This window comes from Hoylesella marshii DSM 16973 = JCM 13450 (assembly GCF_000146675.1).
GTDB classification, from domain to species: domain Bacteria; phylum Bacteroidota; class Bacteroidia; order Bacteroidales; family Bacteroidaceae; genus Prevotella; species Prevotella marshii.
This window is the reverse complement of record NZ_GL397214.1, coordinates 1,425,281-1,450,494: the sequence shown is the minus strand read 5'-3', so window position 1 is coordinate 1,450,494 and position 25,214 is coordinate 1,425,281. Positions and strand designations below refer to the sequence as shown.

Below are 25,214 nucleotides of genomic sequence, written 5' to 3'. Positions count from 1 at the left end.
AGCTGTCGTTTCCTCGGCAAGCACCATTCCGTTTTCATCCGTTATCGTGTGACGCTTGCAACGCCGTTGCATTGAACTTTCCTTTCGGTTTAGCGTTTGCTCATGTTGAGCATTTAACTTTTCTTTCGGTTCAGCGTTTGCTCATGTTGAGCATTTAACTTTTCTTTTGGTTTAGCGTTTGCTCATGTTGAGCATTTAACTTTCCTTTTGGTTTAGCGTTTGCTCATGTTGAGCATTTAACTTTCCTTTCGGTTTGGCGTTTGCTCATGTTGAGCATTTAACTTTCCTTTCGGTTTGGCGTTTGCTCATGTTGAGCATTTAACTTTCCTTTTGGTTTGACGTTTGCAACGCCGGTGCAAGCCTCCCGCCAGTTGTCGTGGCGTCCGACTAAGCGAAAAAAAGTATCTACGTTAGGCTTGACAACTTCTTTGAGCATGGCTTTCTCCGAAGCCCACGTAAAAACAGGTTGCGCTCGCCGTATTCCATGAGGGCGTCTACTGCGCGTGCCGACATCAACCGAAAGTCGGCGTGATTGTAAAGCATCCGCTTATCGACCGTATGCATCAGTTTGTAGAATGTTTCTGCTGAAAAACGCTTGAAGAACGTATCGATATCCCGCATTTTCCTTACACCATACACAAGATCTGCGCCACCGACAAACAATTTCGCCATCTCCATAATGGCGTTTTCGTCGTCTTGCAAGTCGGCATCAATCGAAATAATGGCATCGCAGCGACCGGCTGTTTCCTGAATCCCGGCCCATAAGGCTACCTGATGGCCTCGGTTGTGCGACAATTTGATACCCGAAATTTCGTCGTATTTTCTTGATAGTTCCTCTATGATCGCCCATGTACGATCGCCGCTCCCGTCATCGACAAACAGCAATCTGCCCTCCGCTTCTGTCTCTTGGTGCAGTCGTTTCAGCAGGTTGCGTAACTTCTCGGTACTCTGCGGTAGCACCTCTTCTTCATTATAACAGGATACGATAATATAAATCAGCAGAGACAGATTGAGATAAATAATAATGCAGGGGGAACCATATAGGTACCTCCACCCGTGCAAAGATACGAAATAAAAAATATAAGAAACCCTATACCTCCCACCTATTTCAGATAAAAAACACTACCTTTGCAGCAAATTAAAATACAATGAGAATGATGCAACAACGACTTTTTGTTTACAATACGCTTACGAGGAAGAAAGAAGAGTTTGTACCCCTGCATGCCCCCAATGTGGGTATGTACGTCTGCGGTCCCACTGTTTACGGTGACCCGCATTTAGGGCATGCCCGCCCAGCTATCACTTTCGATGTGCTCTTTCGTTATCTCCGTCATATCGGATATAAGGTACGCTACGTGCGCAATATCACAGACGTGGGACATTTGGAGCACGATGCCGACGATGGCGACGACAAGATAACCAAAAAGGCACGCCTTGAGCAACTCGAACCCATGGAGATTGCCCAACTTTACACCAACCGCTACCACGATGCCATGCGTGCACTCAACGTCTTACCGCCCAGCATCGAACCTCATGCCACAGGGCATATCATCGAACAGGAAGAGCTGGTAAAGCAGATTATGAGCAACGGCTATGCTTATGAAAGCCATGGCAGCATCTATTTCGATATAGAAAAATACAACAAAGACCATCGCTACGGCATTCTTTCGGGGCGCAACTTAGACGATGTGATTAACAACTCGCGCGAACTCGACGGCGTGGGCGAGAAACACAATCAGGTGGACTTCGCTCTTTGGAAACGGGCACACCCCGAACACATCATGCGCTGGCCAAGCCCATGGGGCGACGGCTTTCCCGGGTGGCACTGCGAATGTACGGCCATGGGGCGCAAATACTTAGGCAACCACTTCGACATTCATGGCGGCGGCATGGACTTAATCTTCCCCCATCATGAGTGCGAAATCGCACAGGCTGTAGCCAGTCAAGGCGATCAGATGGTGCATTATTGGATGCACAACAATATGATTACCGTAGATGGAAAGAAGATGGGAAAGAGCCTCGGTAATTTTATTACCCTCGAACAGTTCTTCATCGGCACCCATCCGCTCCTGAAGCAAGCCTTCTCGCCTATGACAATTCGCTTCTTCATTCTCTCGGCCCATTATCGTGGTACGGTAGACTTCTCTAACGACGCATTGGCAGCGAGCGAGAAAGGACTCGAAAGGCTGATGAACGGACTCGACGACCTCGACCGCATCCAACCTGCCCCATCCACCGATGAAACTACCGCACAAACGGTTGCTACCCTGCGCAAACGGTGCTACGATGCACTCAACGACGATTTGCAGACACCCACCGTCATCAGTCACCTCTTCGAGGCTTGCCGTATCATCAACACAGTGCTTGACCACAAGGGCAGCATCAACGCCGCCGACTTGCAGGAGCTGAAAGACACGATGCACCTTTTCGCCTTCGACCTGCTCGGACTGAAAAGCGAGAAAAACGCCAATAATGATGCCCGCGAAGCCGCTTATGGCAAGGTGGTAGATATGGTGCTCGATCTACGCGCCAAGGCTAAAGCCGACAAAGATTGGTCAACAAGCGACCGCATACGCGACGAGTTGGCCAAAGACGGTTTTGAAGTGAAAGACACGAAAGACGGTGTTACATGGAAACTGAACAAGTAATTAGGGTGTATAGATACCATATTATCTTGGTACAAGATGTAATGTAAGTGCTGTAAGCGCGCAATATTATCAGCCCAGCGCATCGCGCTGGGTATAAGACGTTCCCCTAAATGGAGCGCTGTAGGTGCGACAGAATCCCACAACCGATGCGATTTGCACTGAGAACGATTGCCGACCTTTCCCTGTACAAACCGTATCTGTGCCACGGACAAACGGCATCTGTACAGGGGGACAAATAGGGACTTATGAATCGTGACTTTACAACCCATAAAAGTTACAATCCCGAACTTTTTCTCTGCAAATACGTGAGTTCGGGATAAGGCTATCGGACTGTAAGCCCCGACGGAGCTTACCCGCATCCCCGAGGAGAGAGGACACCGAAGAGCAAAGTGGCCGCACGCTTGGAGGTAGAATGAAAAAAATAACAGAGTTCGGCACTCTGAAGATTAAAAGTTAAAGGAAGTATAGGAGTTCCGCACTCTGAAGCATAAACGTAAAAATACGTGAGTTCGGAATAAGGTTGCCGGACTGTCGCCTCTTTGGGGCGATTAGATAAGATTCTCTTATCCCGAACTCGCGTAAAGAATCATCACAAAAACGGGGTGAAAAGTTACCAATGGAAAACACCTTTTAAGGAGATATCGGCACAGGACAATCTACATCATCGGCAGAAAGAAGAAAATTGTCGTATTTCTTTTGCAGTACGGAAAAATATGTTTATCTTCGCCATGTGGTTTGTGGAAACGACACATGACGCTTCGTTACCGACCGGCAGCCGTTTGCAGCCGGAAACAGTGCGGAAAGGTGTTCCGCAACCCTATGATAAAATCTTAATACTCATATAAAAGCAAAACACTATGAAACATCTTTTACTTACTTCGGCCATGCTATTGACCATGTCTGTACAGTTGACGCATGCTACCGTACACTATGTGAAAGCCGGTGCGACAGGGGATGGCACCTCGTGGGCAACGGCATCGGGAAGCATCGACGACATGCTTGAGAAAGCCGTTTCCGGCGATGAGATATGGATTGCCACCGGCACTTACAAACCCGTGAAGCTCATCAATAGCAGCAAGAAAAACTCACGTGCCTTTACGCTGAAAGAGGGTGTATCGCTCTACGGTGGCTTTGCCGGTACGGAAACATCCAAGGCCGACCGAACATTTGCTGCATCGGGTAAGGCTTACGATTTTGAGCATGAGACCATCCTTAGCGGAGATGACGATGTGCCCGACGTGTGGGAACGCGCTCTGATGTATGCCTCCAACTATCGCTATGGGTGGCGTGTAGAGAAAGACCTCATACCCGGTACGGCCAATAACAGCAACCATATTCTCTACTCCAACGTGAAGTTTGAGAAAGCGACGGTCATCAACGGTTTCACGCTCAAGGGCGGTAACGCCATGGTGTGGAAAGTGAAGGCTGCCGGCGGGGCACTTTATGCCAAAGGCAATGTGCATTTGGCAGCCTGTAAAGTGTTGGAAAACAGTGCTTACTTCACCGTACAAAGTACCGGCAGTAGCGATACGCAAGGGGGTGCTGTGCGTCTCGAAGGTAGCGGAACGGCATCTATAGAGGACTGCTATTTCGCTCGTAACTTCAGCCATTCGAGTTTCGGCAATGGCCTGGGCGGTGCCGTCTATGCCATCAACGTGACGATAGCTCGCTGTGAGTTCGAACATTGCGTAGCACTCGATGCCGGCGGTGCCCTTGTGAATGTGGGCGGAACAGTGAGCCAATGCCGCTTCTCCGACTGTTATGCCTTTACCGGTGGAGCCGTATATAACCAAGGTACGATGACCGACAGCCATATCTTCGACTGTCGAGGCATTCATGGTGGCGGCCTCTTCAACACCGTGAAAGCCGAACGTGTGGTAGTGGCTGGCTGTCATGCCGACACCGAAGACTATGGCGCTACAGAAGGCGGCAAGGGCGGTGGCATCTACAATCAGGGTGGTGAGGTATTCGGTGTCGTGGTTTACAACAATCTCGCTTTCAAGGGTGGCGGAATCTTCGTCAGAGGCGGACGGATTACGAGTTGCACCGTGCAGCACAATGCCGGACGCAATACGAATGTGGATGCTGACCTTGACTATTTTGATGGGTCGAGCGAGGCCGACAATGTGGTGAACACCATCGCAGGTGCTGTAGGAGACACCAACTTCCACAACCCGACAAGTTTCTATGGCGTTGCTTCAAACGATACTCAGAAGGCAGCTATACGCACAGCTTCATGGGCACTTGTGGCAGGGTCATCGCTCGCAGGTAAGGGTTATGAAGCCTATACCACGGGCATCGCTGCTCCTTCAATGGCGGGCGAAGTGGTAAGCACTACCTACTATACGCTCGACGGAATGGTCACGCAACCGGTTCACGGTGGCGTTTATATCAAGAGAGACCGCCTTTCCAACGGGCACGTTATAACGAAAAAGCTTGTTATTAAATAATGTTGCGGGACTTGTCCCACCTGTCCGACCCACCGGCTGATACCGAGTGGGTCGGCTTTTGTATGCCCAAATCTCATGACCTGTTTAGTATAAAAGGGGATGCGTCCGAACTTCGACGCATCCCCTTTGCTGAACGGGTGGGCATATCCTTGGTACGCTGTAGTGCAACGTATGCCTATCTACAATGTGTTTTGATACAGAGAACTAAGCTGTTTTCTGGCGCACACCAAGCCGCGCTTCTACGACGTTGATAACATAGTCGCCTAATTTTTCGCATTCGTTGATGAGATCCATGTAGAGCGTTCCCATGCCGTAGGTGTATTTATGGTCGTTTACATCGTTGATATTCTGGCTTCGCAGCTGGTTGCGGTAGTTGTTGATTTCGTTCTCGATGTTGAACGAACGGTTGGCGTTCAGCTCCTCTCTGGGGGCAACAAACATAGCTTTCATTTGTGTGAGGGCATCGTCGGCCAATTCAAACATCTGTCCGATGTGGCGGTATTGCTCATCGGTGAAGTCTTCTTTGCCGCTCATCTTGCGATTGATAATGCGTGCGATGTTGTAGCAACTGTCGCCGATACTCTCTATCTCGGATATTTCGCGGAGCATGGCGCGTATTTTAGCCTTTGTCTCATCGCTTAAGTGAGCGTCGCTCACGTTGTCGAGATACTTGGCAATCTCTATTTCCATGTTGTCGGAAATGCTTTCGTACTTCTCTATGCGTGCGAAGAGTTTGGCAAAGGCTGCCTCATCCTTGGTCACGAGGAGGTCTCTAACCATGCCGAACATGCGGTGGATGCGTTCGCCGAATGAGCCGATCCCCTTCTGTGCTTCGAGTACGGAAAGCTCCGGAGTCTTCATGATACCGGCTTGGATGAAGCGTAGGCGGAAGTCTTCTTCGTCTTCGCTGCGGCGCGGTTTGATGAGCGCGCATACCAGCCTCTCCATCTGCGGGATAAACCAAATGAGTATCGCTGTGTTCGTAACGTTGAACAGCGTATGGAAAGCTGCCAAGATAATGGGCAGTTTTACGGCGAGTTGTGCCTGTGTGAGGCTATGGTCTTCGGGATTATATCCCACAAGGCAGCATACGGTATGCACGAACGGATAGAAAAGACACAGCACCCATACCACGCCGAAAACATTGAAGACCAAGTGGGCGAGGGCAGTCCGTCGGGCTTGGGTGTTGGCTCCGAGTGCCGCAAGATTGGCTGTGGCCGTGGTACCGATATTCTCTCCCATTACTAAAGCAATGCCTAAATAGATGGGCAATACGCCGGTGGAACAGAGCAGGATGGTGATAGCCATGACGGCGGCCGACGACTGCACCATACACGTAATAACGGTGCCTATCAGCAGGAAGATAATGATGGTGAGATAGCTGTTGGTATCGAAGGAACCGAAAAAGTGTAAGACATCGGGATTATCTTGGAGACGCAGTTCTTTACCCGCCGTGCTCAACAGCACCAGAGAGAAAAACATGAAGGAAAGACCGAAGAGGAAGTCGCCCACGTAGCGGAACTTGCGCGAGTAAATAAGCACGATACCTACGAGAAAGGCGGGGAAGACAAAGGTAGATAAGTCTACCGAATAGCCCAACGACATAATCCAAGCCGTGAGCGTGGTGCCGATGTTGGCACCCATGATGACGGAGATGGCCTGTGCAAGGGTCAGAAGACCGGCATTCACAAACGAAACCGTCATCACTGTGGTGGCCGACGACGACTGTACGGCACAGGTAATGAACGTGCCCGTCAGCATGCCTGTAAAGCGGTTGGTGGTCATAGCGCCGAGGATGTGGCGCAGTTGCGAACCCGCCATCTTCTGCAATGCTTCGCTCATGGCTTTCATTCCGTAGATAAGAAGAGCCAATGAGCCGACAATCTTGAAGAAGATGAGTAAATAGTCACTCGTAGTCATAATTCTGTCTATTGTAATACCTTATAGTTTGGGCTTCTCAAAGAAAATCTTTACCTTTACCGTCGCAAAACCGCTTAAATCGTAAAACGATGATGAAACAAACAGTACAAATACGTTGCAAAAATAATAAAAAAACTCTGAACGTAGCCATCGGAAGCACACTTTCTGACGTTTTTCAATTCACAAGACTTGAAATGAAACACGGACCGGTGAGTGCCAAGGTAAACAACAAAGTGGAAGGCATGCACTATCGGGTGTATCGTAATAAGGATATAGAGTTTCTCGACCTCACCTCACCATCGGGACTGCGTACCTATACACGCACGTTGTTCCTCGTGCTCTGCAAGGCCGTGCACGACCTCTATTCAGGTAGTGAGGTGGTGATAGACATACCCGTGTCTAACGGTTATTACTGCAATCTGAACCTCGGACATCCTGTGACCGATGTCGATGCCGACAAAATCCGCCGACGAATGCAGGAAATCGTGGATGCTCATCTGCCTTTGCGCCGCCACGAAACCACGACCGAAGAGGCTATCCGCATGTTCGAGACGGTGGGCGATATGCCAAAGGTGAAGCTCCTGCGCAGCATCGGGGCACTCTATACCGCCTACTACGACCTCGATGGATACAAGGATTACTACTATGGCTCTATGCTCACCAATACCTCGCAACTGCGACTATTTGGCCTCGAACGCTATTATGACGGTCTGCTGCTACGTATTCCGTCGGCCGACGATCCCTCGCGACTGGGCGACATCATACGGCAAGACAAGATGTTCGAAATATTTCAAGAACACCACCGATGGCAGAACATCCTCAACATGCGCACGGTAGGCGATTTCAACGAGGCGGTGCAAAAGGGGTGGACAACCGACCTCATCAACGTCTCGGAGGCATTGCAGGAGAAGAAAATAGCACGCATTGCCGATGACATTGCCGAACACAAGGACGTAAGAATGGTGCTCATTGCCGGCCCTTCCTCAAGTGGAAAGACCACGTTTTGCAAACGTCTCTCCGTGCAGTTGCTCACCAACGGCATACGCCCTGTACAGGTGTCGCTCGACAACTACTTCCTCAATCGCTCCGAAACTCCGAAAGATGCGAATGGAGAGCTGGACTACGAGAGCATTCATGCCCTGAACATCCCACTCATCAACGAACAGTTCAACGCCCTCTTCCGTGGCGAGGAGGTGGAGCTTCCCAAATACAATTTTCAAACAGGCCGGAGCGAAAAGAGCGGTAATCGGCTGCGGTTGGAGGCGCATAACCTACTCGTGGTGGAAGGCATCCACGCCCTGAACCCCATGCTCACAGACCGCATTGCCGATGACCATAAGTTTAAAATCTATACCTCGGCATTGACCACCATTCTGCTTGACGACCACAACTACATCCCCACCACCGATAACCGATTGCTGCGCCGCATCGTTCGCGACCACAAGTATCGCGCATGTTCGGCGCAAGAGACGATTCGCCGTTGGCCGAGCGTGAGAGCAGGTGAAAACAAGTGGATATTCCCCTATCAGGAAAACGCAGATGTGATGTTCAACACCGCCATGCTCTTTGAATTAGCCGTTATCAAAACGCAGGCCGAACCCCTGCTCGAACTCGTGCCGGAGAAGAGTGAAGAGTATTCAGAGGCCTACCGCCTGCACAAGTTCTTGCGATATTTCGCACCCATTCCCAACAAAACGTTGCCACCTACCTCGCTACTGCGAGAGTTTCTCGGCGGTTCGTCGTTTAAATATTGATCCTATAAAAACAGATAAAACTATGATGCAAGAAGATGATTTATGGAAAAGTCCCGAGTTCCAAGAAGGACTGGCTGCCTATGAAAGGGCAAAAGAACAGGACGACGGTAACTATCCCAATGCCGACATGTTAGGCTGTATCGCCGACTATTATGACGGTCTCGGCCGGACAGACGAGGCCATTGCCATTGCTGATCTCGCTCTCGACCTCTACCCGGGCGCAGGTGCTCCATTATACTTCAAAGGACGCGTGACACTCCATCACAACGACGCCCCCAAACAGGCCGAAACCTATTCTAACCAAATCGTCGACAAGAGCAGTATCAACTATCTGCTGCTGAAGTTGGACATTTTGTTGTACGAAAATAAAACCACCGAGGCGGAGACGTTCCTCAAGGAAGTCTACGACCGATTGCCCGACGACCAGCGCGATCCTTGTGCAGAGATGATTGCCTCTATGTATCTGAACTATGACCATACGCCCGAGGCAAAAGCGTGGCTGGCGCGTTCGAGCGAGAAGAAAGAACACAGTTATCGGCTTGAAGAATGTCGCATCGCCGAGAACGAAAAAGACTATGCACGAGCAGAGAAAATCATGCAGCAACTCATCGATGAGCAACCCTACAACGACGATTACTGGAACCGGCTCGGAACGATACAGATGCAAGCCGAAGCCTATGAGCGAGCCTTGGAGAGCAGCGAATATTCCCTTGCCATCAATCCCGCCAACGATGCGACACTGACTATGAAAGGCAAGGCTTTGGTAGAGCTGAAACGTTATGACGAGGCGCTCGACTTCTACCAACGTTATCAACAAAAGAACCCCGACGATATGAAGGGCGAACTTTCACTGGGCATCATACTCACCAACCTCGAACGCTATGACGAGGCTGTCATGCACTATCAGAAAGCGCAACGACTGGCAGAGGATACGGCGGAGGGACTTGACCAAATATACATCGGCATGGCGCAGGCTTTGTCGAAATTGCAGCGTGCCGATGAAGCCATGTCCTATATCGATAAGCTCGCCGAGTTAGATGAGGTGGAAGATACCGAAGTCTGCACCGAGCGCTTCCGCGTGATGCTCGAAACCCATTGGCCTGTAGAAGAAGTTGCGGCCTACATGGAGCAGGCATTGGGCACTTATCTCTTCGGGAAAAGCTGGCAGGGATGCTTCCTATTCTATCTCTTTGGCAAGACGGCATACGAATGTCATAACTATGCTTTGTGCTATGGGCTCTTTCAGCGCATGTCGATGCTTACCGACAAAATCCCTAAATGGTATTTGGGCTTTTCCTATTATGCGATCTGCAGCAAGTTGATGAAGTCCGAAGACGAGTTTAAAAAGGCGTTACGACTTGCCTGTAGGATGAATCCCGCAGAGGCGAAAGAGGTGTTAGGTGATAGATTTCCCGACGATGTGCCGCCCGAATTATATTACGACTATTATTTGGAATGGGAAAAACAGAATGGGGAATACTCAGAAGAAGACGACGAGTGAGCCGATTTGGGGCTTAATATGACTTGTATCGCACTTTGGGAGATTCTTTGTGTGTACTTTCCAAATCGAAGTGTAAAAACTGCGTTTGTTTTTCAAGGGAAAATATGAAAAACACCGTGGGTTTGCTTTGTGGTCGGGGCTTTCAGCCCCTTATCGACGATGTTCCCTGAGTGTTTTTTCATAGTCGTCTTTTAACAGCAGAGACTGTTTGCACTTTTTAGTGGAACTTATGGTGGGAATATTTTTCCATGCGAATACGGTATAATTCAAAAACTTATCGTATTTTTGCATTTCGTTAGTATCGTTGTGGAATGGGTGAGGGAATAGAGAAAACCATCAATATTGAGGAGATATTGCACCGTAAGATGGGCGGGAAAGTTCGTTGGGTGCCCTCTCCGTTGATTGCTTGGTTGAAACGAATCGTGCATGAAGACGAGGTGAATGCTTTTCTTAACGAGAGCCGGAACCTAACCGGAGTAGATTGGTTGGAAGCTTGTGTGCACTATTTGGGTATGACACTTGATGTAAGAGGTAGGGAGAATCTGCCTCCAAAGGAAGACGGATGTCTTTATACCTTTGTGTCGAATCATCCGTTGGGCGGTGTAGATGGTGTGGCGTTGGGCTTTCTCATCGGTCGCCACTATGATGGACACTTCCGCTATCTGGTCAACGACCTATTGATGAATCTACCCGGACTTGCTCCGCTTTGCATTCCCATCAATACGACAGGCAGCAAGAGCCGTAACTTTCCCTCCGTGGTAGAGGCAGGTTTTGCAGACAATCATCATATACTGATGTTTCCCGCGGGACTGTGTTCTCGCAAAATAGGGAGAGAGATACGGGATTTGCCATGGAAGAAGACGTTTATCACCAAGAGTATAGAGACCCATCGTGACGTCGTGCCCATACGCTTCAGCGGACGGAACTCAGCGTTCTTCTATCGTTTGGCCAACATCTGCAAGGCTTTAGGCATCAAATTCAATATCGCTATGCTGTTTTTAGTTGATGAAATGTACAAGAACCGCAACCAAACGTTTAGCGTATCCATAGGGAACCCCATTCCCTGGCAGACATTCGATAAGTCTAAAACCCCCGTAGAATGGGCGGCTTACGTGCAGAAAAGAGTGTATGAACTATAAGAAATGCCCCATAAGAACCATAGAGAACGAGAACTGCCAAGCCCGAAAACCACGGCACTCGACCTGTGAATATTGATTTGCAAATCTACAAGATGGAAGAAGAAATTATCCGGCCTGTCAGCAGAGAATTGCTCAAAAACGAGCTGACACCGGCACATCAGCTCCGCATGACCAATAAAAGTCATAACGAGATTTATATCATCACTGCCCAAACAGCTCCACACGTGATGGAAGAAATCGGCAGATTGCGCGAGATAGCGTTCAGAAATGCCGGAGGAGGAACGGGCAAGAGCATGGATGTCGATGAGTTCGATACCATGGAGGGTGGCTATAAGCAGCTCATCGTATGGAACCCCGAGGCAGAGGAAATTATCGGTGGATATAGGTATATGTTGGGAGCAGATTGGAAATTGGATGCCACAGGCCAGCCCATGTTGGCAACCAGCCATATGTTTCATTTCTCAAAGAAGTTTCTCGACGAATATATGATGCAGACGGCAGAGCTTGGCCGGTCGTTTGTCTCACTCGAATATCAAAGTATCCGTAAGGGCAGCAAGAGCATTTTCGCGCTCGATAACTTATGGGACGGGCTCGGTGCACTCACCGTTATCAATCCCAATGTAAAGTATTTCTTTGGAAAGATGACCATGTATCCTTCGTATATACGCAGGGGACGCGACATGATACTCTATTTCTTAAAGAAGCATTTTGATGATAAGGAACACTTGATTATACCCATTAAACCCCTCGAATTGGAGACCGATGTGCGCGAGCTGCAAGCACTGTTCTGTAAAGACGACTTCAGAGAAGACTATAAAATATTGAATACAGAGATAAGAAAGTTGGGGTATAATATCCCTCCGCTGGTGAATGCCTACATGGGACTCAGCCCTACGATGAAGCTTTTCGGAACTGCTATTAACAATGGCTTCGGCGATGTGGAGGAAACCGGCATACTGATAGCGGTAGACGAGATTCTGGAGGAAAAGAGAGTACGCCATATCGACAGCTTTATTCGGGCACACCGAGAATCTTTAGAATTGACGAGCGGAGCTAACAATGTGATTTATAAAGAGCGGGACGCATAGGTTACGGCAACAGATAAAAGCATGGAACCGTGGACAAAAGCATTACTTGACGAGCGAAAACCGATGATAAAGAGATGGATAAGCGGATGGAAAATTCTGTTTGCAGTGAATCTTCTTCTTTGGATGTCTGCATGGGTGAGCAGTATGTTAGGTGCTTTCTTGATGGCTGTCATATGGATGTATGGTACTATCTGCATGGCTTTATTGGAGTTTGTCACGGCCTTGTTGGCCTTTTTCTCCGGTTATCGTCGGTTAGGCTGGCTCATCTTTGCCCTCACACTCTTATTGCTCTCTTTAGAATACGGAATCTTCTTTATTCCCGGGAATTGAAGAAAAGTATGTAATAGGGATATAGGGAGTAGTAAGAAAAAGAGACTTGATACGCGTGGTTAAAAAATAAATATTTGTGGCTTTTTCACCTAATTATATTAGGTAGTTACGTTAAATATCCGTACTTTTGCATTTACATTGCCGAGAGGCGAAGCATGAAAATAATTAAGATAAATAAATAAAACCAAAGACATCAAAGATGAAAATTACATTTGAGAATCCCGACAAAATCAACGGTTTGATGACCATTACCATTGAAGAAGCTGATTTCAAAGATAGCGTTGCTAAGCAACTGAAAGACTATGCGAAGAAAGCAAATATAGCGGGTTTCCGTCCAGGGCAGGTGCCGGTAGGAATGATTCAGCGACAATACGGCGCTTCTATTAAAGCCGATGTTATCAATAACCTATTGGGTAAAGCTCTCAATGACTACATCAAAGAAAACAATATCAATATGCTGGGTAATCCGTTGCCCAACGAGAACCAAAAGCCGGTAGAACTTGAAAAGGATGCACCCTATACTTTTGTCTTTGATATTGCTGTGGCTCCTGAATTCAAAGCAGAACTGACCGGTCGCGATAAGGTGCCTTATTACGAGATTAACGTAGACGATGAAATGATAGACTCGCAGGTAAATATGTTTGCCTCGCGTGCCGGCAACTACGAAAAGGTGGACGCGTATGAGGAAAACGATATGTTGAAAGGCGAACTTCAACAACTCGATAAAAACGGAACCCCGATGGAAGGCGGTATTAAGGTGGAAGGTGCCATCATGATGCCTCATTATATAAAAGTAGACAAACAACGTAAACTTTTTGCAAAGGCCAAGGTGGGTGACGTGATCACATTCAATCCGCGCAAGGCTTATCCGGAGAACGATACTGAACTCGCTGGCTTATTGAAAATAGACCGTGAGATTGCCAAGGACGTTGTCTCAGATTTCAGCTATAAAATAGCAGAGATTACACGCTTCAAGAAGCACGAGGTGAATCAGGAATTGTTTGATCAAGTGTATGGAAACGGAACAGTAAAAGACGAAAAGCAGTTCCGCGAAATGATTGCCGGCGGTCTGAAAGGGCAGTTGCAGATAGACTCCGACTTCCGATTCCTGCAAGATGTACGCAAACATATGGAGAAGAAAGTCGGCAAACTTGTCTATCCCGATGCTTTGATGAAGCGTATCATGCTATCAAATAATAAAGATAAGGACGAAAAATTCGTGGAAGAGAACTACGAGGGTAGTATTAAAGAGCTGACATGGAGGCTTATCAAAGGACGATTGGTAGAAGCGCAGAAGATAAAGATAGAAGACAGCGACGTAAAAGAAGCAGCCAAGGAAGCAGCACGCATGCAGTTCGCACAGTACGGCATGTCGAACGTCCCCGAGGAATATCTGGCCAACTATGCTTCAGAAATGCTGAAGAAGCAGGAGAATGTCGACGGCTTGATAGACCGAGCTATAGATGTGAAACTCACGACAGCCCTGAAGGCAGTAGTTAAACTGAATACACAGACCGTATCTATGGAGGAATTTAATAAGCTCGCACGGTAATGATTGTTTTTTAAGAAAAAACATCTATAATCAAGAGGTTATCGACTTTTTTTATTAACTTTGTTGTTCAAACATGTAATAAGAGGGTCGATAACCTCTCTTTTTATGCAATAAAAGGAATGAAAAGAATGAATGATTTTAGGAAATATGCTACAGGTCATCTTGGTATGAATGGGCAAGCGTTGGATGATGTCATGAAGGCTCAGGCGAGTTATCTGAATCCTTATATTCTGGAAGAGCGTCAATTGAACGTAACCCAGTTGGATGTCTTCTCCCGCCTGATGATGGATCGCATCATCTTTTTAGGTACGGAGATAGACGACTATACGGCCAATACCCTTCAAGCCCAGCTACTTTATCTCGACTCGGTAGACTCAGGAAAAGATATTTCCATATACATCAACTCCCCGGGAGGGAGTGTCACGGCAGGACTTGGTATCTATGATACCATGCAATTCATTACCAGCGATGTGGCAACTATCTGTACGGGGATGGCCGCCTCTATGGCCGCTGTCTTGCTCGTTGCAGGCCAGGAAGGCAAGCGTAGCGCTCTTACTCATAGCCGTGTAATGATTCACCAGCCGTTGGGCGGTGTACAAGGACAGGCTTCTGATATAGAGATTGAGGCCAAAGAGATACAAAAGTTCAAGAAAGAGCTGTATACAATCATATCCGAACACTCACATACGCCTTTCGAGAAGGTATGGCAAGACTCTGACCGTAACTATTGGATGAATGCTGAAGAAGCAAAAGAGTACGGCATGATAGACGCTGTGCTCAAACGAAAGCAGTAATAGAAAAGGAGAGAAATGAAGAAAGTTTGCAACTTCTGCGGGCGTGAAGAGAAAGAGGTGAGGCTGCTGATAACCGGCCTTCATGGTTTTATCTGCGATGAATGTGCCACACAGGCCTATCATATCGTGCAATCGGCAGGTCTCGATGATACAGGGAATGCCCATTCAAGTAAGATAGCATTTAAGCTCAAGGACGTACCGAAGCCTAAGGAAATCAAGAAATACCTCGATGACTATGTGATTGGGCAGGATGAGGCCAAGCGTTATCTCTCCGTATCCGTGTACAACCACTATAAACGTTTGCAGCAGCCTGCCGACGACAAAGGCGTAGAGATAGAGAAAAGCAATATCATCATGGTAGGAAGCACGGGCACGGGAAAGACTCTTCTTGCCCGTACCATTGCCCGCTTACTCAAGGTTCCTTTCACAATCGTCGACGCTACAGTGTTTACCGAAGCCGGATATGTGGGCGAAGATGTGGAGAGTATCTTGTCGCGTCTGTTACAAGTAGCCGACTATGATGTGGCAGCGGCCGAATGCGGAATTGTCTTTATCGATGAAATCGACAAGATAGCTCGTAAGAGCGATAACCCAAGCATTACCCGCGATGTGAGCGGAGAAGGCGTTCAGCAGGGACTGTTGAAACTACTTGAAGGTACAATGGTAAATGTTCCGCCCAAGGGAGGACGCAAACACCCTGACCAAGATTATATACATGTTGATACACGCAATATCCTTTTCATCTGCGGAGGGGCGTTCGATGGTATCGAACGAAAGATTGCACAACGCATGAATACACATGTTGTAGGGTATAACTCGGTACAGAATGTGCGTCATATTGATAAGACCGACCTCATGAAGTACATTCTTCCGCAGGACTTGAAGTCATTTGGACTGATACCCGAAATCATCGGCCGTCTGCCTGTGCTCACCTATCTTAATCCGTTGGATAGGGAAGCTTTGCGCAATATCCTCGTAACGCCGAAGAATTCTATCATCAAACAGTATGTGAAGCTGTTCCAAATGGATGGAATAGAACTTACTTTCGACAACGAAGTGCTTGATTTCATTGTAGACAAAGCTATGGAATACAAGCTTGGTGCCCGTGGGCTCAGGTCTATTGTGGAGGCTATTATGATGAATGCCATGTATGAAGTACCCTCCAAACGGTTGAAGCAGTTTAAGGTAACGCCGGACTATGCCCGTGCACAACTTGATAAATCACATCTGCAAAAGATGGAGGCCACAGGGTAGGTCTTCATGCTTTTATCGCTCATGTCTTGCTGTTCATCTCACAAAAGAGAATGGCAGTAAGATGCTACCAAAGGGTTTTGCCCCCGAATGCTCACCTTGAAAATCTAAACTCATGCCCCTTTTATGGCAAGAAAGGAAATGAATCTTACGGGAAAACTAAAACAGTATTTCGGCTTTGATAAGTTCAAAGGCGACCAAGAAGCCATTATCCGGAACCTGTTGGATGGGAATGATACTTTCGTTCTCATGCCCACCGGTGGCGGGAAATCACTCTGCTATCAGCTACCTTCACTGATTATGGACGGGATGGCCATTGTCATCTCTCCCCTTATCGCGTTGATGAAAAACCAAGTCGATGTTATCAACGGTATAAGCGAAGAAGAAGGCGTAGCCCATTATCTGAACTCTTCGCTCAACAAGGCATCCATCGACCATGTGAAAGCCGATATCCTTTGCGGCAAGACCAAACTGCTATATGTTGCCCCCGAATCCCTGACCAAAGAGGAGTATGTGAGCTTCCTCAAGGGGGTGAAGATTTCTTTCTATGCCATTGATGAGGCGCACTGTATATCGGAATGGGGGCACGACTTCCGACCCGAATATCGGCGTATCCGCCCTCTTATCAATGAGATTGGTATTGCGCCCGTTATTGCTTTGACGGCTACAGCTACCGATAAGGTGCGTACAGACATCAAGAAAAACTTAGGTATTGCCGATGCAAAGGAATTTAAAAGCTCTTTCAATAGGCCTAATCTCTACTACGAAGTGCGGGCGAAAACCCAAGATATCGACAAGCAAATCATCAAGTTCATCAGACAGCACCAAGGCAAAAGCGGCATCGTGTATTGCCTTTCACGGAAGACGGTTGAAGAACTTGCAGCAGTGCTTTGTGCCAACGATATCAAAGCAGCCCCCTACCATGCAGGACTCGATTCGGCCAAACGGTCGCAGACCCAAGATGCTTTCCTCATGGAACGGATTGATGTTATCGTGGCTACCATCGCCTTTGGTATGGGCATCGACAAACCCGATGTACGTTTCGTTATCCATTACGACATCCCCAAGAGCCTCGAAGGTTATTATCAAGAGACAGGACGTGCTGGACGCGATGGCGGAGAGGGACTTTGTATCACGTTCTATTCCAATAACGATCTGCGCAAATTAGAGAAATTTATGGAAGGAAAGCCGGTGGCCGAGCAAGACATTGGCCGACAACTCCTGCAAGAAACGGCCGCCTATGCTGAATCTTCCGTCTGTCGAAGGAAGATGTTGTTGCATTATTTCGGCGAAACATATGAGAAGGCCAACTGCGGCAACTGCGACAATTGTCTGCACCCTAAGACCAAAATAGAAGGCATGAATGCACTCCTCATCGTGCTTTGTGCCATTGCAGCCATCAAAGAAAACTTTCGTACCGACTATGTGATAGACTTTGTGACAGGTCGTCCTACCGACGACATCGTTTCCCATAAGCATAACGAATTAGAAGAATTCGGTGCCGGAGAAGATGAAGACCCGCATATTTGGAATCCCGTTATCCGACAAGCCCTCATTGCCGGTTACCTTAAGAAAGACGTAGAAAATTATGGATTGCTCAAACTCACGGCATCCGGCAAAAAGTTTATCAAGTCTCCGCAATCGTTCATGATAGTAGAAGACAAAGACTTCAGTGAGGAAGATGAAAGTGACAGAGGCGAGGCACGTACCGTAGCCCTCGACCCTGCTCTGTACGCCATGCTCAAAGACCTGCGCAAGACTACGGCCGAGAAGTTAGGCGTCCCTCCCTATGTGGTATTCCAAGACGTATCGCTCGAGCAGATGGCCACCATGTATCCCGTCAATCTCGCCGAACTGCAAAACATCCAAGGCGTGGGTGCCGGCAAAGCAAAACGCTATGGCGAGCCATTCTGTCGCCTGATTGCCGACCATTGCAAGGAGAACGATATCGAGCGTCCCGAGGAACTGCGCGTACGCACAGTCGCAAAGAAGTCGATACAAAAGGTGAAGATTATTCAAGCCATCGACCGTCAAATAGCCCTCGACGATATCGCTACTGCCGAGGGAATAGACTTCGACGACCTGCTGAACGAGGTCGAAGCCATCGTCTACAGCGGAACGAAGCTCAACATCGACTACTTCCTTGACGACGTGCTGGACGAAGAACACGTGGAGGATATCTATAGCTACTTCAGCGAGAGTGATACCGACGACCTCGAGACCGCCATGCAAGAGCTGGGCGACGACTATTCCGAGACAGAAATAAGGCTTGTTCGTATTAAGTTCCTCTCCGAAATGGCCAACTAAACCATACCTTGTTCTCTATAGATGCATCTAAAAATAAAGCGCATTCTTCACGTTGACATATCCTTTTTTATCTTCCATCCTTTGTGTTTTTATGTAGTTCATTATCATAGTAAATAGAGAGCTCTGCAAAACCATTCTACAGCCTCTCTATTTTTACCTATCAATACATTAGAAGTAATAGAGATGTGGGATTTAGGTAACAGCGGTTGATAAAGCCGTGTTTTATATCGCTTCCTCCTTTCGGAGCCAAGATTTTCGTAGACTTCTTACCCCAAAACAACGAAAAAGGGGTTGATTATCAACCCCTTTACATCGTCTTAGTCGGGATTACTGGAAATACGAAATCCAAAAGTATATCGGTATCGTGTTGATAATCAATAGGGCATGTTTGTGAATCGTTGTAGTCTTCGCCGACTTTTCGCCGACTGAAGACCTTATGAAATTATCAGACAGTCAAATATTTGGGTGATTATTTTATTTAAAAACATCATTAATAAAGCTGTATTTTCGCTCTTTCTACTTTTTCGGATACATCTTTATTATCCTGCATTTGCCACTTTTTTAGAAGGCTTATCAGACAAGTCCTGCACAAGCCTTTTCGTTAGTCGATCAATCGTTTTCTGCTGGTTCTCTATGGTTCTCTGTTGTGATTCTATTATATGATAAACGTTTTTTTCTTCCGATTTTGCCACGCTTGATTGGCCCATTACAAGCCAGTTCGCATCAACCCAATCAAAATTTTCTATGATTTTTACGATAAGATCGTAACTTGGATTGTTCCTCCCTGAAAGCAGATTGTTGGCGGTTGTCCAGGGTATATCTAACTTTCGCGCAAAGGTCGCGACGCTGTGTCCCTCTTTCTCTATAATTTGAAGGATTCTTTCTGTTACATTTTCTTTATCTTCCATATGCATTTCTTGAATAGGTTAAAATAAATAGTCGAAATAATCACTCAAATATTTGTTTATATCAAATAAAAGTTGCATCTTTGCATCGCGTAACATATTTTTCGCTACGAAAATAATGAAAACATTTGAAGTAGCAATGAAAACATTAAAAAAGATTAGATTATGGAATTTAAAGAGTTTGTGAATTCTTTGCCCAATCAAAGAAACGAGGTCATTTCACAGTTGGCTATTCTTTGCAGGGTGTCAAGTACGACCGTCTACAGATGGTTGCGTGGGGATTTTATTCCTGATCCGCTCAAGCGTAAGGTCATTGCCGATTATCTGCAGAAGTCGGAAAAGGAGTTGTGGCCCAATGTATGAAGAGTGCAGGAACTGTAAGTTCCATCGAAATTGTATCAACGGACTGTACTGTTTGAAACTAAAAGAGTATGTTCAGTACTGTCAAGAAAAAAAATGTGAAACCCAAACAAAAAGACTATGAAAGTTAAAGATTTTGAAAGGGCGATAGATGCACTCTGTGCTGATATCACCATTGACGAGATGAAATTGCGATATTCTGATGTCAGGCAGGTCAATGCCCATACGAACACTCAGTTGATTGTATGGGATGAATACGGTCGGGCATTCTCTGCCAGTAAGGATAGTGAGCGTGAAATGTTCCTTACAGAGGGAGAAGAGGGCAACATCATTGGAATGTCCGGCCGTGCCGTGGAGAGAGATAAAAGTTTTGACCTTAAATTCGAGTAATCATGACCAGCATCAGAAAAGTAAGAAAGGCCTTTAAGCGCAAGAATGGTATCAAAAGTTTTAACATCTGTTTCAAAGATAAAAAAGGAGGGAAAATACACTTTACACCGACAATGAAAAAGCTACTCAGGCAGAATGTGGCGGAATCTTTCAAAACAAATTTTGCTGCGCGGAATGTTCATTGACAAGGATAGCTGGGGCAAATTCTCTATTAACGATTTAAGTGAAAGAGATCTTCGGTTTATATACGAGGCCCTGAAAGTATATGCTCAATGCAATATGGGACATATACACCCTGAAGACAGTGTAAGGATGTTCGTTTTTGACAATGAGTTTAATGGTCTAATACAACATGAGTAATAAAGGCAACAACAAGAGATGGACCGTCGAGGACGCAGAATATGTTAGGCAACATCTTGGTAAGGTCTCACTTGCGGATATGGCCGCGCATTTGGATCGTAGTTCAATGTCTGTCAGACTCTACATACTACGGAATCGTCTAACTGTTGGTCGTACGGTGAAACGTAATCTTCTGTTTGCAATGCTCAAAATAAAATTTAGGCATCCCGAGGACTTCAGCCCAACAAGGACATTTTATAAAGAAACAGGAATCGGACAGCGCAGATATTGGGATCTTTACTTCGGTCGAAAAGCAATCACAGACAAGGAGTATGCAGTCGTGGCAGAATACCTGGGAGTAACAATACAGGAGGCAGTCGAATCACGCCAATTGGAATTATTTGAGGAAGAGGAAAAATAACATGATTGATAAATTATTCATCGAGAAGGTTAAGTCGGCTCTTAACATCGTGAATGTGGTGGAGTCCTTCACGCACTTGCACAAGGCGGGCGTGAACTACAAGGGTGTCTGTCCATTTCATGATGATCATACCCCCTCGATGGTGGTAAGTCCGTCAAGACAGACCTATCATTGTTTTGTCTGTGGCGCAAGTGGTGATGTTATCTCGTTTGTGCAAAATTACCTGAATTTAACCTTTATAGAGGCTCTACGTTGGTGCGCTGGTCAGGCAGGTCTTGATTTCCCGGAAAAAGAAATGAGTCCGGAGGAGGAAGCACGCTATAAAGAGAGGGAGGCGCAGCATATCGCTATCGATGCCGCAGCCAAGTTCTTCCAGAAGAACCTGTCACAGGCTGAGTCTTTCCTTGTCTCCCGAGGATATGCCTTAACTGATAAGGCTCTCGCAGACTTCGGCGTAGGCTATGCCCCTGTGGGGAACTTGGCTATGAACGAACTCACCAAGGCTGGCTATTCATTACAACGGCTCCAAGAGGTAGATGTCGTTGGCAGCAATGAGGGACGGACCTATGACAGGTTCCGAGACAGACTGATGTTTCCATTTTATGACATACAGGGACACATTATCGGTTTTTCCGGGCGCATCATCACCCCGAGAGAGGGCGTCGGCAAGTATGTGAACACAGGCGAGACCCCGCTGTTCACCAAGGGCAAGCACATTTTCGGACTCTATCAGGCACGGAAGGCTATCGGCAAGCAGGGATTTGCCTATCTGGTAGAGGGGCAGTTTGATGTGATGTCGCTGTACAAGATGGGGGTGGAAAATGTCATCGGTGGCAGTGGAACGGCATTCACGGATGACCAGGTGAAGCTGCTGCTGCGCTTCACGGACTATGTAGTCATGGTATATGATGCAGATGCTGCCGGTGTTAAGGCCTCACTGAAAAACTGCGAGCTGCTGTTGAAAGCCGGGGCAAAGGTAAAGTGCATCCGCCTGCCGAAAGGAACCGACCCCGACGAATTTGCAAAAGCCAATGTCAGCCGGACACAGGACAAATTGAAGGAGCTGACAGAAACTTTCCCAAAAGCGCTGAAAAGAATGTTGATTCCGCATGGCTGTAAAGACGAGACCACCATCAGCGACGGTCTGAACACCATCTGTTCGCTCGTTGCATGCGTAGGTGATGCCGGTCTCCGACTGGAGTATGTCAAGTCGGTAGCTGCTGATTTCAAGAGCAAAATAGGAATCGTCGATGACAAGGTGCGCAACATCCGTTTGAAAATACAGGAAGCCCTGCCGAAAACAAAGACACAGGCCGGGCTATTCGGTGTCGATGCGCTGAAAGAAAATATAGAGAGTGACCGCCCGGGCATACTGACCTCCGTCATGCAGGATTTCCTCGATGGATACGGTGAGGAGCCTATCGTATATATAGCAGGTCGCCCGTCAAGCAACGACATCCAGGAACTTCGCAGGGTCTATTGTTATTTTGTGTCTTCGGAGAGTGGCTGTGCCATCAACAACGACGGTGAGGAAAACGACTATCTGCACACATTGGCGGAGATGTTCCGTTCGGGCATCAACATACAGATGACCTACAACGACTCCACAGGCTCTTTCGTGGATTATTACATCGGTCTGCACGGCAGATTCTTGGAGAACTATTCGGGCGACCGTGTTCCTCTCATCTCAAGATGTATTGAACTGACCTCTTACGCAGAGGATACTGTCGTAACGGTCAACCGTAACCATTACTGCTCAGTATTGAAACTGACCAAGGGACAGTTCGACGAGATCCGCAAGCCGTTCGTGCAGAAACGGAAGTCTGCTATGAAGGTAAGTATGCAGACCGACAATCTCGATGACGAGGATTTCGATGTAAACGAGCCGCCTGACTATGTGCAGGAGAATGAGGAGTACCACCGCATGTGGAAGGAATGTGGCTATTACCCCCGGCTCAACAAGAAGAGCGAACCCGTCTGTTATATGTTCCGCAACAAGAACGGCAACGGCATGACGCAGGTCGCCGATTTCTTCATGACGCCCCTGCTACACATCTTCTCTGATGACTTCGAACAGAACAAGCGTGTGCTGCGCATTAACCGCCGCTACTACGACACGCCCATCTACATAGAAATCCCTTCAAAGGCTCTGCTGAAGATGTCATCGATAGAAGAAGTGCTCATCAATTACGAGGCGGTGAATTTCAACGGCGAAGAATGGCAGTGGAAAGCCATCAAGACCTATATGAGCCGTCACTTTGTGATGTGTTCGGAGATTAAGACATACGGCAACCAGCAGAGTGAAGGAATGAGCCGCAAGGGCGATGAACAGTTTTTTGCATTTGCAAACGGAATCTTCCACAGAGTGGACGGGCAATGGAGGTTTGAGCCGGTTAACGAACTGGGTGTTGTTACACACAATAAGAACAACTACTATCTGCCTGCCTTTTCGACAATTTACGCCGGCAGCGGCAAGCAATCCGACAAATACGAACTCATCAGTCAGCTCGTCTACAAGGAAGTCCCGGCCGAAAAAAAGGTAACCTTTGAGAAATGGGTTGGGCTAATGGACCAAGTTTACAAAATCAATGACAACGGCAAATGGGCAATTATATTCGCTATCATGTGCGCCTTCAGAAGCAACATCCACTGCATCGACCGTCTCTTCACTGCTCCATTCTTCATGGGCCCGATGTCCTCGGGTAAAACACAAATAGCCATTTCTATTCGCTCCCTCTTCGTCTCGCCAAACATTCCCATTTTCAACCTTAATACAGGTACTGATGCTGCCATGGCCACCATGATGGGTATGTTTAAGGATGTACCGGTGGTGCTCGATGAGTACAACAATAAGGATATCAGTGACAATAAGTTCCAGGCTTTAAAAGGTATTGTCTATGATGGCGATGGCAAACAGAAGCGCAAAGGTACATCTGGCAAAGAAATCGAAAACGACAAGGTTTTCGCACCGGTGATTATCTGCGGACAGGAAACACCACAGCGTGATGACAACGCCTTGATGAGCCGTGTCATTGTCTGCGAAGTACCCAAACCCCGAAATCGCACACAGGATGAAGTTCGTATCTTCGAGGAGTTGAAAAATATAGAAGACCCCAATAAAATAGGTCTATCAAATGTGCTCCTGCAGATATTGGAACTTCGCCCTTTGTTTATGGATCATTTTCGACAACTCAAGCAAGAGGCGTATAATGAACTCAAACAGGACGTTATCAACTCTGGTGAGATGGACAGATTAATGAAAACAGCTTCTCTCTTCCTCGGCACGGTGAAGTTAATAGAGCGATATTCCAATCTGCGTCTGCCATTTACATACGACGACTTTTTTAAGATAGCTCAGGAGAAGATAAGATTTCAACTTTCTCTGATTCGCAGTACGGACAAACTGGCCATGTTCTTCACGGCTGTCAACAACATGATTGACACCAAGCAGGTCACCGAAGGCCGCGAGTTCCTTATCGAGCAGCCCAAAAAGGTTACAGGCAAGGATTCCCGAGGCGACTCGCACACCTTTACTTTTGAGCCAGGTACGAATGTCATGTTCCTGCGCATGAGTGCCGTATTCAGCATTTTCGACCGCAGTGGCTACAACAGTGAGGGTAGCACGCTCTCGACCTTGGAGCAGAACCTGCGAAGCCACCCATCCTATATCGGAACCGTACCTTCCCGTCGCTTCACGTGGGAGGAGACCATCGAGGTTCCGAGAAACGATGACCAGGAGACAATGGTCAAGATACGCAAGCCGAAGAGTACATCGACCAGCGCAATCATCATCGACTACGATAAGTTCAAAGAATTGTACAATATCGATTTCCGTAGAACTTATATTGAAGAACCGAACCCGGAGAAAGAACAGGATGTGCAACCGATGAGCGCCAACACAATCGCAAACCAAGATCTTCCTTTTAATCCGATGAGTGAGGGTAGTGACGAACCGTTTTAGACAAAAGAGAAATCTAAAAAACTGACAAATTATGTATGTAGCATTTGAATTCCAAGTCGAAAACACCTCGGATGGGTATGTCGTGAGTGCTTTCGTCTGTGAAC

18 protein-coding genes and 1 pseudogene are annotated in these 25,214 nt (G+C 47.2%); 15 read left to right on the top strand and 4 right to left on the bottom strand.

The genetic code is table 11. From position 1 onward, the window contains the following. Positions 1–120 (bottom strand): annotated as a pseudogene (locus HMPREF0658_RS12035) (IS5 family transposase); the annotation flags it as partial. A 285-nt stretch (positions 121–405) separates the two neighbouring features. Further along, complete coding sequence (locus HMPREF0658_RS06085) at positions 406–1,062, bottom strand: glycosyltransferase family 2 protein (RefSeq protein WP_006949377.1); 657 nt, start codon at positions 1,060–1,062, stop codon at positions 406–408. Positions 1,063–1,157: 95 nt separating this feature from the next. Between HMPREF0658_RS06085 and cysS the strand changes: the two genes are divergently transcribed. Together cysS and HMPREF0658_RS06075 are read left to right on the top strand one after the other, a co-directional pair. Beyond that, on the top strand, positions 1,158–2,648 hold the full coding sequence (cysS, locus tag HMPREF0658_RS06080; protein ID WP_040557849.1) for a cysteine--tRNA ligase: 1,491 nt from the start codon (positions 1,158–1,160) through the stop codon (positions 2,646–2,648). An 857-nt stretch (positions 2,649–3,505) separates the two neighbouring features. Then, the gene (locus HMPREF0658_RS06075; protein WP_006949363.1) at positions 3,506–5,098 is read left to right on the top strand and encodes a hypothetical protein; all 1,593 of its coding nucleotides are present in this window, start codon (positions 3,506–3,508) and stop codon (positions 5,096–5,098) included. A 204-nt stretch (positions 5,099–5,302) separates the two neighbouring features. Here HMPREF0658_RS06075 and HMPREF0658_RS06070 read toward each other — a convergent pair whose 3' ends face one another. After that, complete coding sequence (locus HMPREF0658_RS06070; protein ID WP_006949360.1) at positions 5,303–7,018, bottom strand: Na/Pi cotransporter family protein; 1,716 nt, start codon at positions 7,016–7,018, stop codon at positions 5,303–5,305. 92 nt (positions 7,019–7,110) lie between these two features. On the opposite strand from HMPREF0658_RS06070, the gene HMPREF0658_RS06065 reads away from it, so the two are divergent. The 9 genes from HMPREF0658_RS06065 (at position 7,111) to recQ (ending at position 18,734) form a co-directional block, all read left to right on the top strand. Continuing rightward, positions 7,111–8,772, top strand: coding sequence for a nucleoside kinase (locus HMPREF0658_RS06065; protein ID WP_024990828.1), 1,662 nt, complete (start codon positions 7,111–7,113; stop codon positions 8,770–8,772). A gap of 22 nt (positions 8,773–8,794) precedes the next feature. Next, positions 8,795–10,273, top strand: a complete 1,479-nt coding sequence (locus tag HMPREF0658_RS06060) for a tetratricopeptide repeat protein (RefSeq protein WP_006949358.1) — start codon at positions 8,795–8,797, stop codon at positions 10,271–10,273. A 311-nt stretch (positions 10,274–10,584) separates the two neighbouring features. Then, positions 10,585–11,412 (top strand): lyso-glycine lipid O-acyltransferase GlsA, encoded by an 828-nt coding sequence (gene glsA, locus HMPREF0658_RS06055; RefSeq protein WP_006949356.1) that lies wholly within the window; start codon positions 10,585–10,587, stop codon positions 11,410–11,412. Positions 11,413–11,504: 92 nt separating this feature from the next. Continuing rightward, positions 11,505–12,500 carry a glycine N(alpha)-acyltransferase GlsB gene (gene glsB, locus HMPREF0658_RS06050; protein WP_024990829.1) on the top strand — a complete coding sequence of 332 codons (996 nt, stop codon included), beginning with the start codon at positions 11,505–11,507 and terminating at the stop codon, positions 12,498–12,500. Between the two features lie 21 nt (positions 12,501–12,521). Then, positions 12,522–12,830, top strand: coding sequence for a hypothetical protein (locus HMPREF0658_RS06045; protein WP_006949353.1), 309 nt, complete (start codon positions 12,522–12,524; stop codon positions 12,828–12,830). 199 nt (positions 12,831–13,029) lie between these two features. Beyond that, positions 13,030–14,382 (top strand): trigger factor, encoded by a 1,353-nt coding sequence (gene tig / locus HMPREF0658_RS06040; protein WP_006949352.1) that lies wholly within the window; start codon positions 13,030–13,032, stop codon positions 14,380–14,382. 128 nt (positions 14,383–14,510) lie between these two features. Continuing rightward, complete coding sequence (gene clpP, locus HMPREF0658_RS06035; RefSeq protein WP_024990831.1) at positions 14,511–15,176, top strand: ATP-dependent Clp endopeptidase proteolytic subunit ClpP; 666 nt, start codon at positions 14,511–14,513, stop codon at positions 15,174–15,176. 15 nt (positions 15,177–15,191) lie between these two features. Next, positions 15,192–16,430 carry an ATP-dependent Clp protease ATP-binding subunit ClpX gene (gene clpX, locus HMPREF0658_RS06030; protein ID WP_006949348.1) on the top strand — a complete coding sequence of 413 codons (1,239 nt, stop codon included), beginning with the start codon at positions 15,192–15,194 and terminating at the stop codon, positions 16,428–16,430. Between the two features lie 123 nt (positions 16,431–16,553). Next, positions 16,554–18,734, top strand: coding sequence for a DNA helicase RecQ (gene recQ / locus HMPREF0658_RS06025; protein ID WP_006949346.1), 2,181 nt, complete (start codon positions 16,554–16,556; stop codon positions 18,732–18,734). 539 nt (positions 18,735–19,273) lie between these two features. Here recQ and HMPREF0658_RS06020 read toward each other — a convergent pair. Further along, positions 19,274–19,642, bottom strand: coding sequence for a helix-turn-helix domain-containing protein (locus tag HMPREF0658_RS06020; protein WP_139047730.1), 369 nt, complete (start codon positions 19,640–19,642; stop codon positions 19,274–19,276). Between the two features lie 162 nt (positions 19,643–19,804). On the opposite strand from HMPREF0658_RS06020, the gene HMPREF0658_RS06015 reads away from it, so the two are divergent. From HMPREF0658_RS06015 to dnaG, 4 genes are all read left to right on the top strand, one after another. Next, positions 19,805–20,002: a helix-turn-helix domain-containing protein gene (locus HMPREF0658_RS06015; protein WP_006949341.1), complete on the top strand. Its 198-nt coding sequence runs from the start codon at positions 19,805–19,807 to the stop codon at positions 20,000–20,002. 117 nt (positions 20,003–20,119) lie between these two features. Next, on the top strand, positions 20,120–20,389 hold the full coding sequence (locus HMPREF0658_RS06010) for a hypothetical protein (RefSeq protein WP_006949339.1): 270 nt from the start codon (positions 20,120–20,122) through the stop codon (positions 20,387–20,389). 352 nt (positions 20,390–20,741) lie between these two features. Beyond that, positions 20,742–21,149, top strand: a complete 408-nt coding sequence (locus HMPREF0658_RS05995; RefSeq protein ID WP_006949335.1) for a hypothetical protein — start codon at positions 20,742–20,744, stop codon at positions 21,147–21,149. 1 nt (position 21,150) lies between these two features. Further along, positions 21,151–25,110 (top strand): DNA primase, encoded by a 3,960-nt coding sequence (dnaG, locus tag HMPREF0658_RS05990; RefSeq protein WP_006949333.1) that lies wholly within the window; start codon positions 21,151–21,153, stop codon positions 25,108–25,110. The last annotated feature ends 104 nt before the right edge of the window (positions 25,111–25,214 follow it).

Coding starts and splice junctions, on each gene's coding strand:
- HMPREF0658_RS06015 (WP_006949341.1), top strand. CDS start 19,805: ATGGAATTTAAAGAGTTTGTGAATTCTTTGCCCAATCAAAGAAACGAG.
- HMPREF0658_RS06075 (WP_006949363.1), top strand. CDS start 3,506: ATGAAACATCTTTTACTTACTTCGGCCATGCTATTGACCATGTCTGTA.
- clpX (WP_006949348.1), top strand. CDS start 15,192: ATGAAGAAAGTTTGCAACTTCTGCGGGCGTGAAGAGAAAGAGGTGAGG.
- cysS (WP_040557849.1), top strand. CDS start 1,158: ATGCAACAACGACTTTTTGTTTACAATACGCTTACGAGGAAGAAAGAA.
- HMPREF0658_RS06045 (WP_006949353.1), top strand. CDS start 12,522: ATGGAACCGTGGACAAAAGCATTACTTGACGAGCGAAAACCGATGATA.
- recQ (WP_006949346.1), top strand. CDS start 16,554: ATGGCAAGAAAGGAAATGAATCTTACGGGAAAACTAAAACAGTATTTC.
- glsA (WP_006949356.1), top strand. CDS start 10,585: ATGGGTGAGGGAATAGAGAAAACCATCAATATTGAGGAGATATTGCAC.
- clpP (WP_024990831.1), top strand. CDS start 14,511: ATGAATGATTTTAGGAAATATGCTACAGGTCATCTTGGTATGAATGGG.
- HMPREF0658_RS05995 (WP_006949335.1), top strand. CDS start 20,742: ATGAGTAATAAAGGCAACAACAAGAGATGGACCGTCGAGGACGCAGAA.
- dnaG (WP_006949333.1), top strand. CDS start 21,151: ATGATTGATAAATTATTCATCGAGAAGGTTAAGTCGGCTCTTAACATC.
- HMPREF0658_RS06060 (WP_006949358.1), top strand. CDS start 8,795: ATGATGCAAGAAGATGATTTATGGAAAAGTCCCGAGTTCCAAGAAGGA.
- HMPREF0658_RS06020 (WP_139047730.1), bottom strand. CDS start 19,642: ATGGAAGATAAAGAAAATGTAACAGAAAGAATCCTTCAAATTATAGAG.
- HMPREF0658_RS06070 (WP_006949360.1), bottom strand. CDS start 7,018: ATGACTACGAGTGACTATTTACTCATCTTCTTCAAGATTGTCGGCTCA.
- HMPREF0658_RS06065 (WP_024990828.1), top strand. CDS start 7,111: ATGAAACAAACAGTACAAATACGTTGCAAAAATAATAAAAAAACTCTG.
- tig (WP_006949352.1), top strand. CDS start 13,030: ATGAAAATTACATTTGAGAATCCCGACAAAATCAACGGTTTGATGACC.
- HMPREF0658_RS06010 (WP_006949339.1), top strand. CDS start 20,120: ATGAAAGTTAAAGATTTTGAAAGGGCGATAGATGCACTCTGTGCTGAT.
- glsB (WP_024990829.1), top strand. CDS start 11,505: ATGGAAGAAGAAATTATCCGGCCTGTCAGCAGAGAATTGCTCAAAAAC.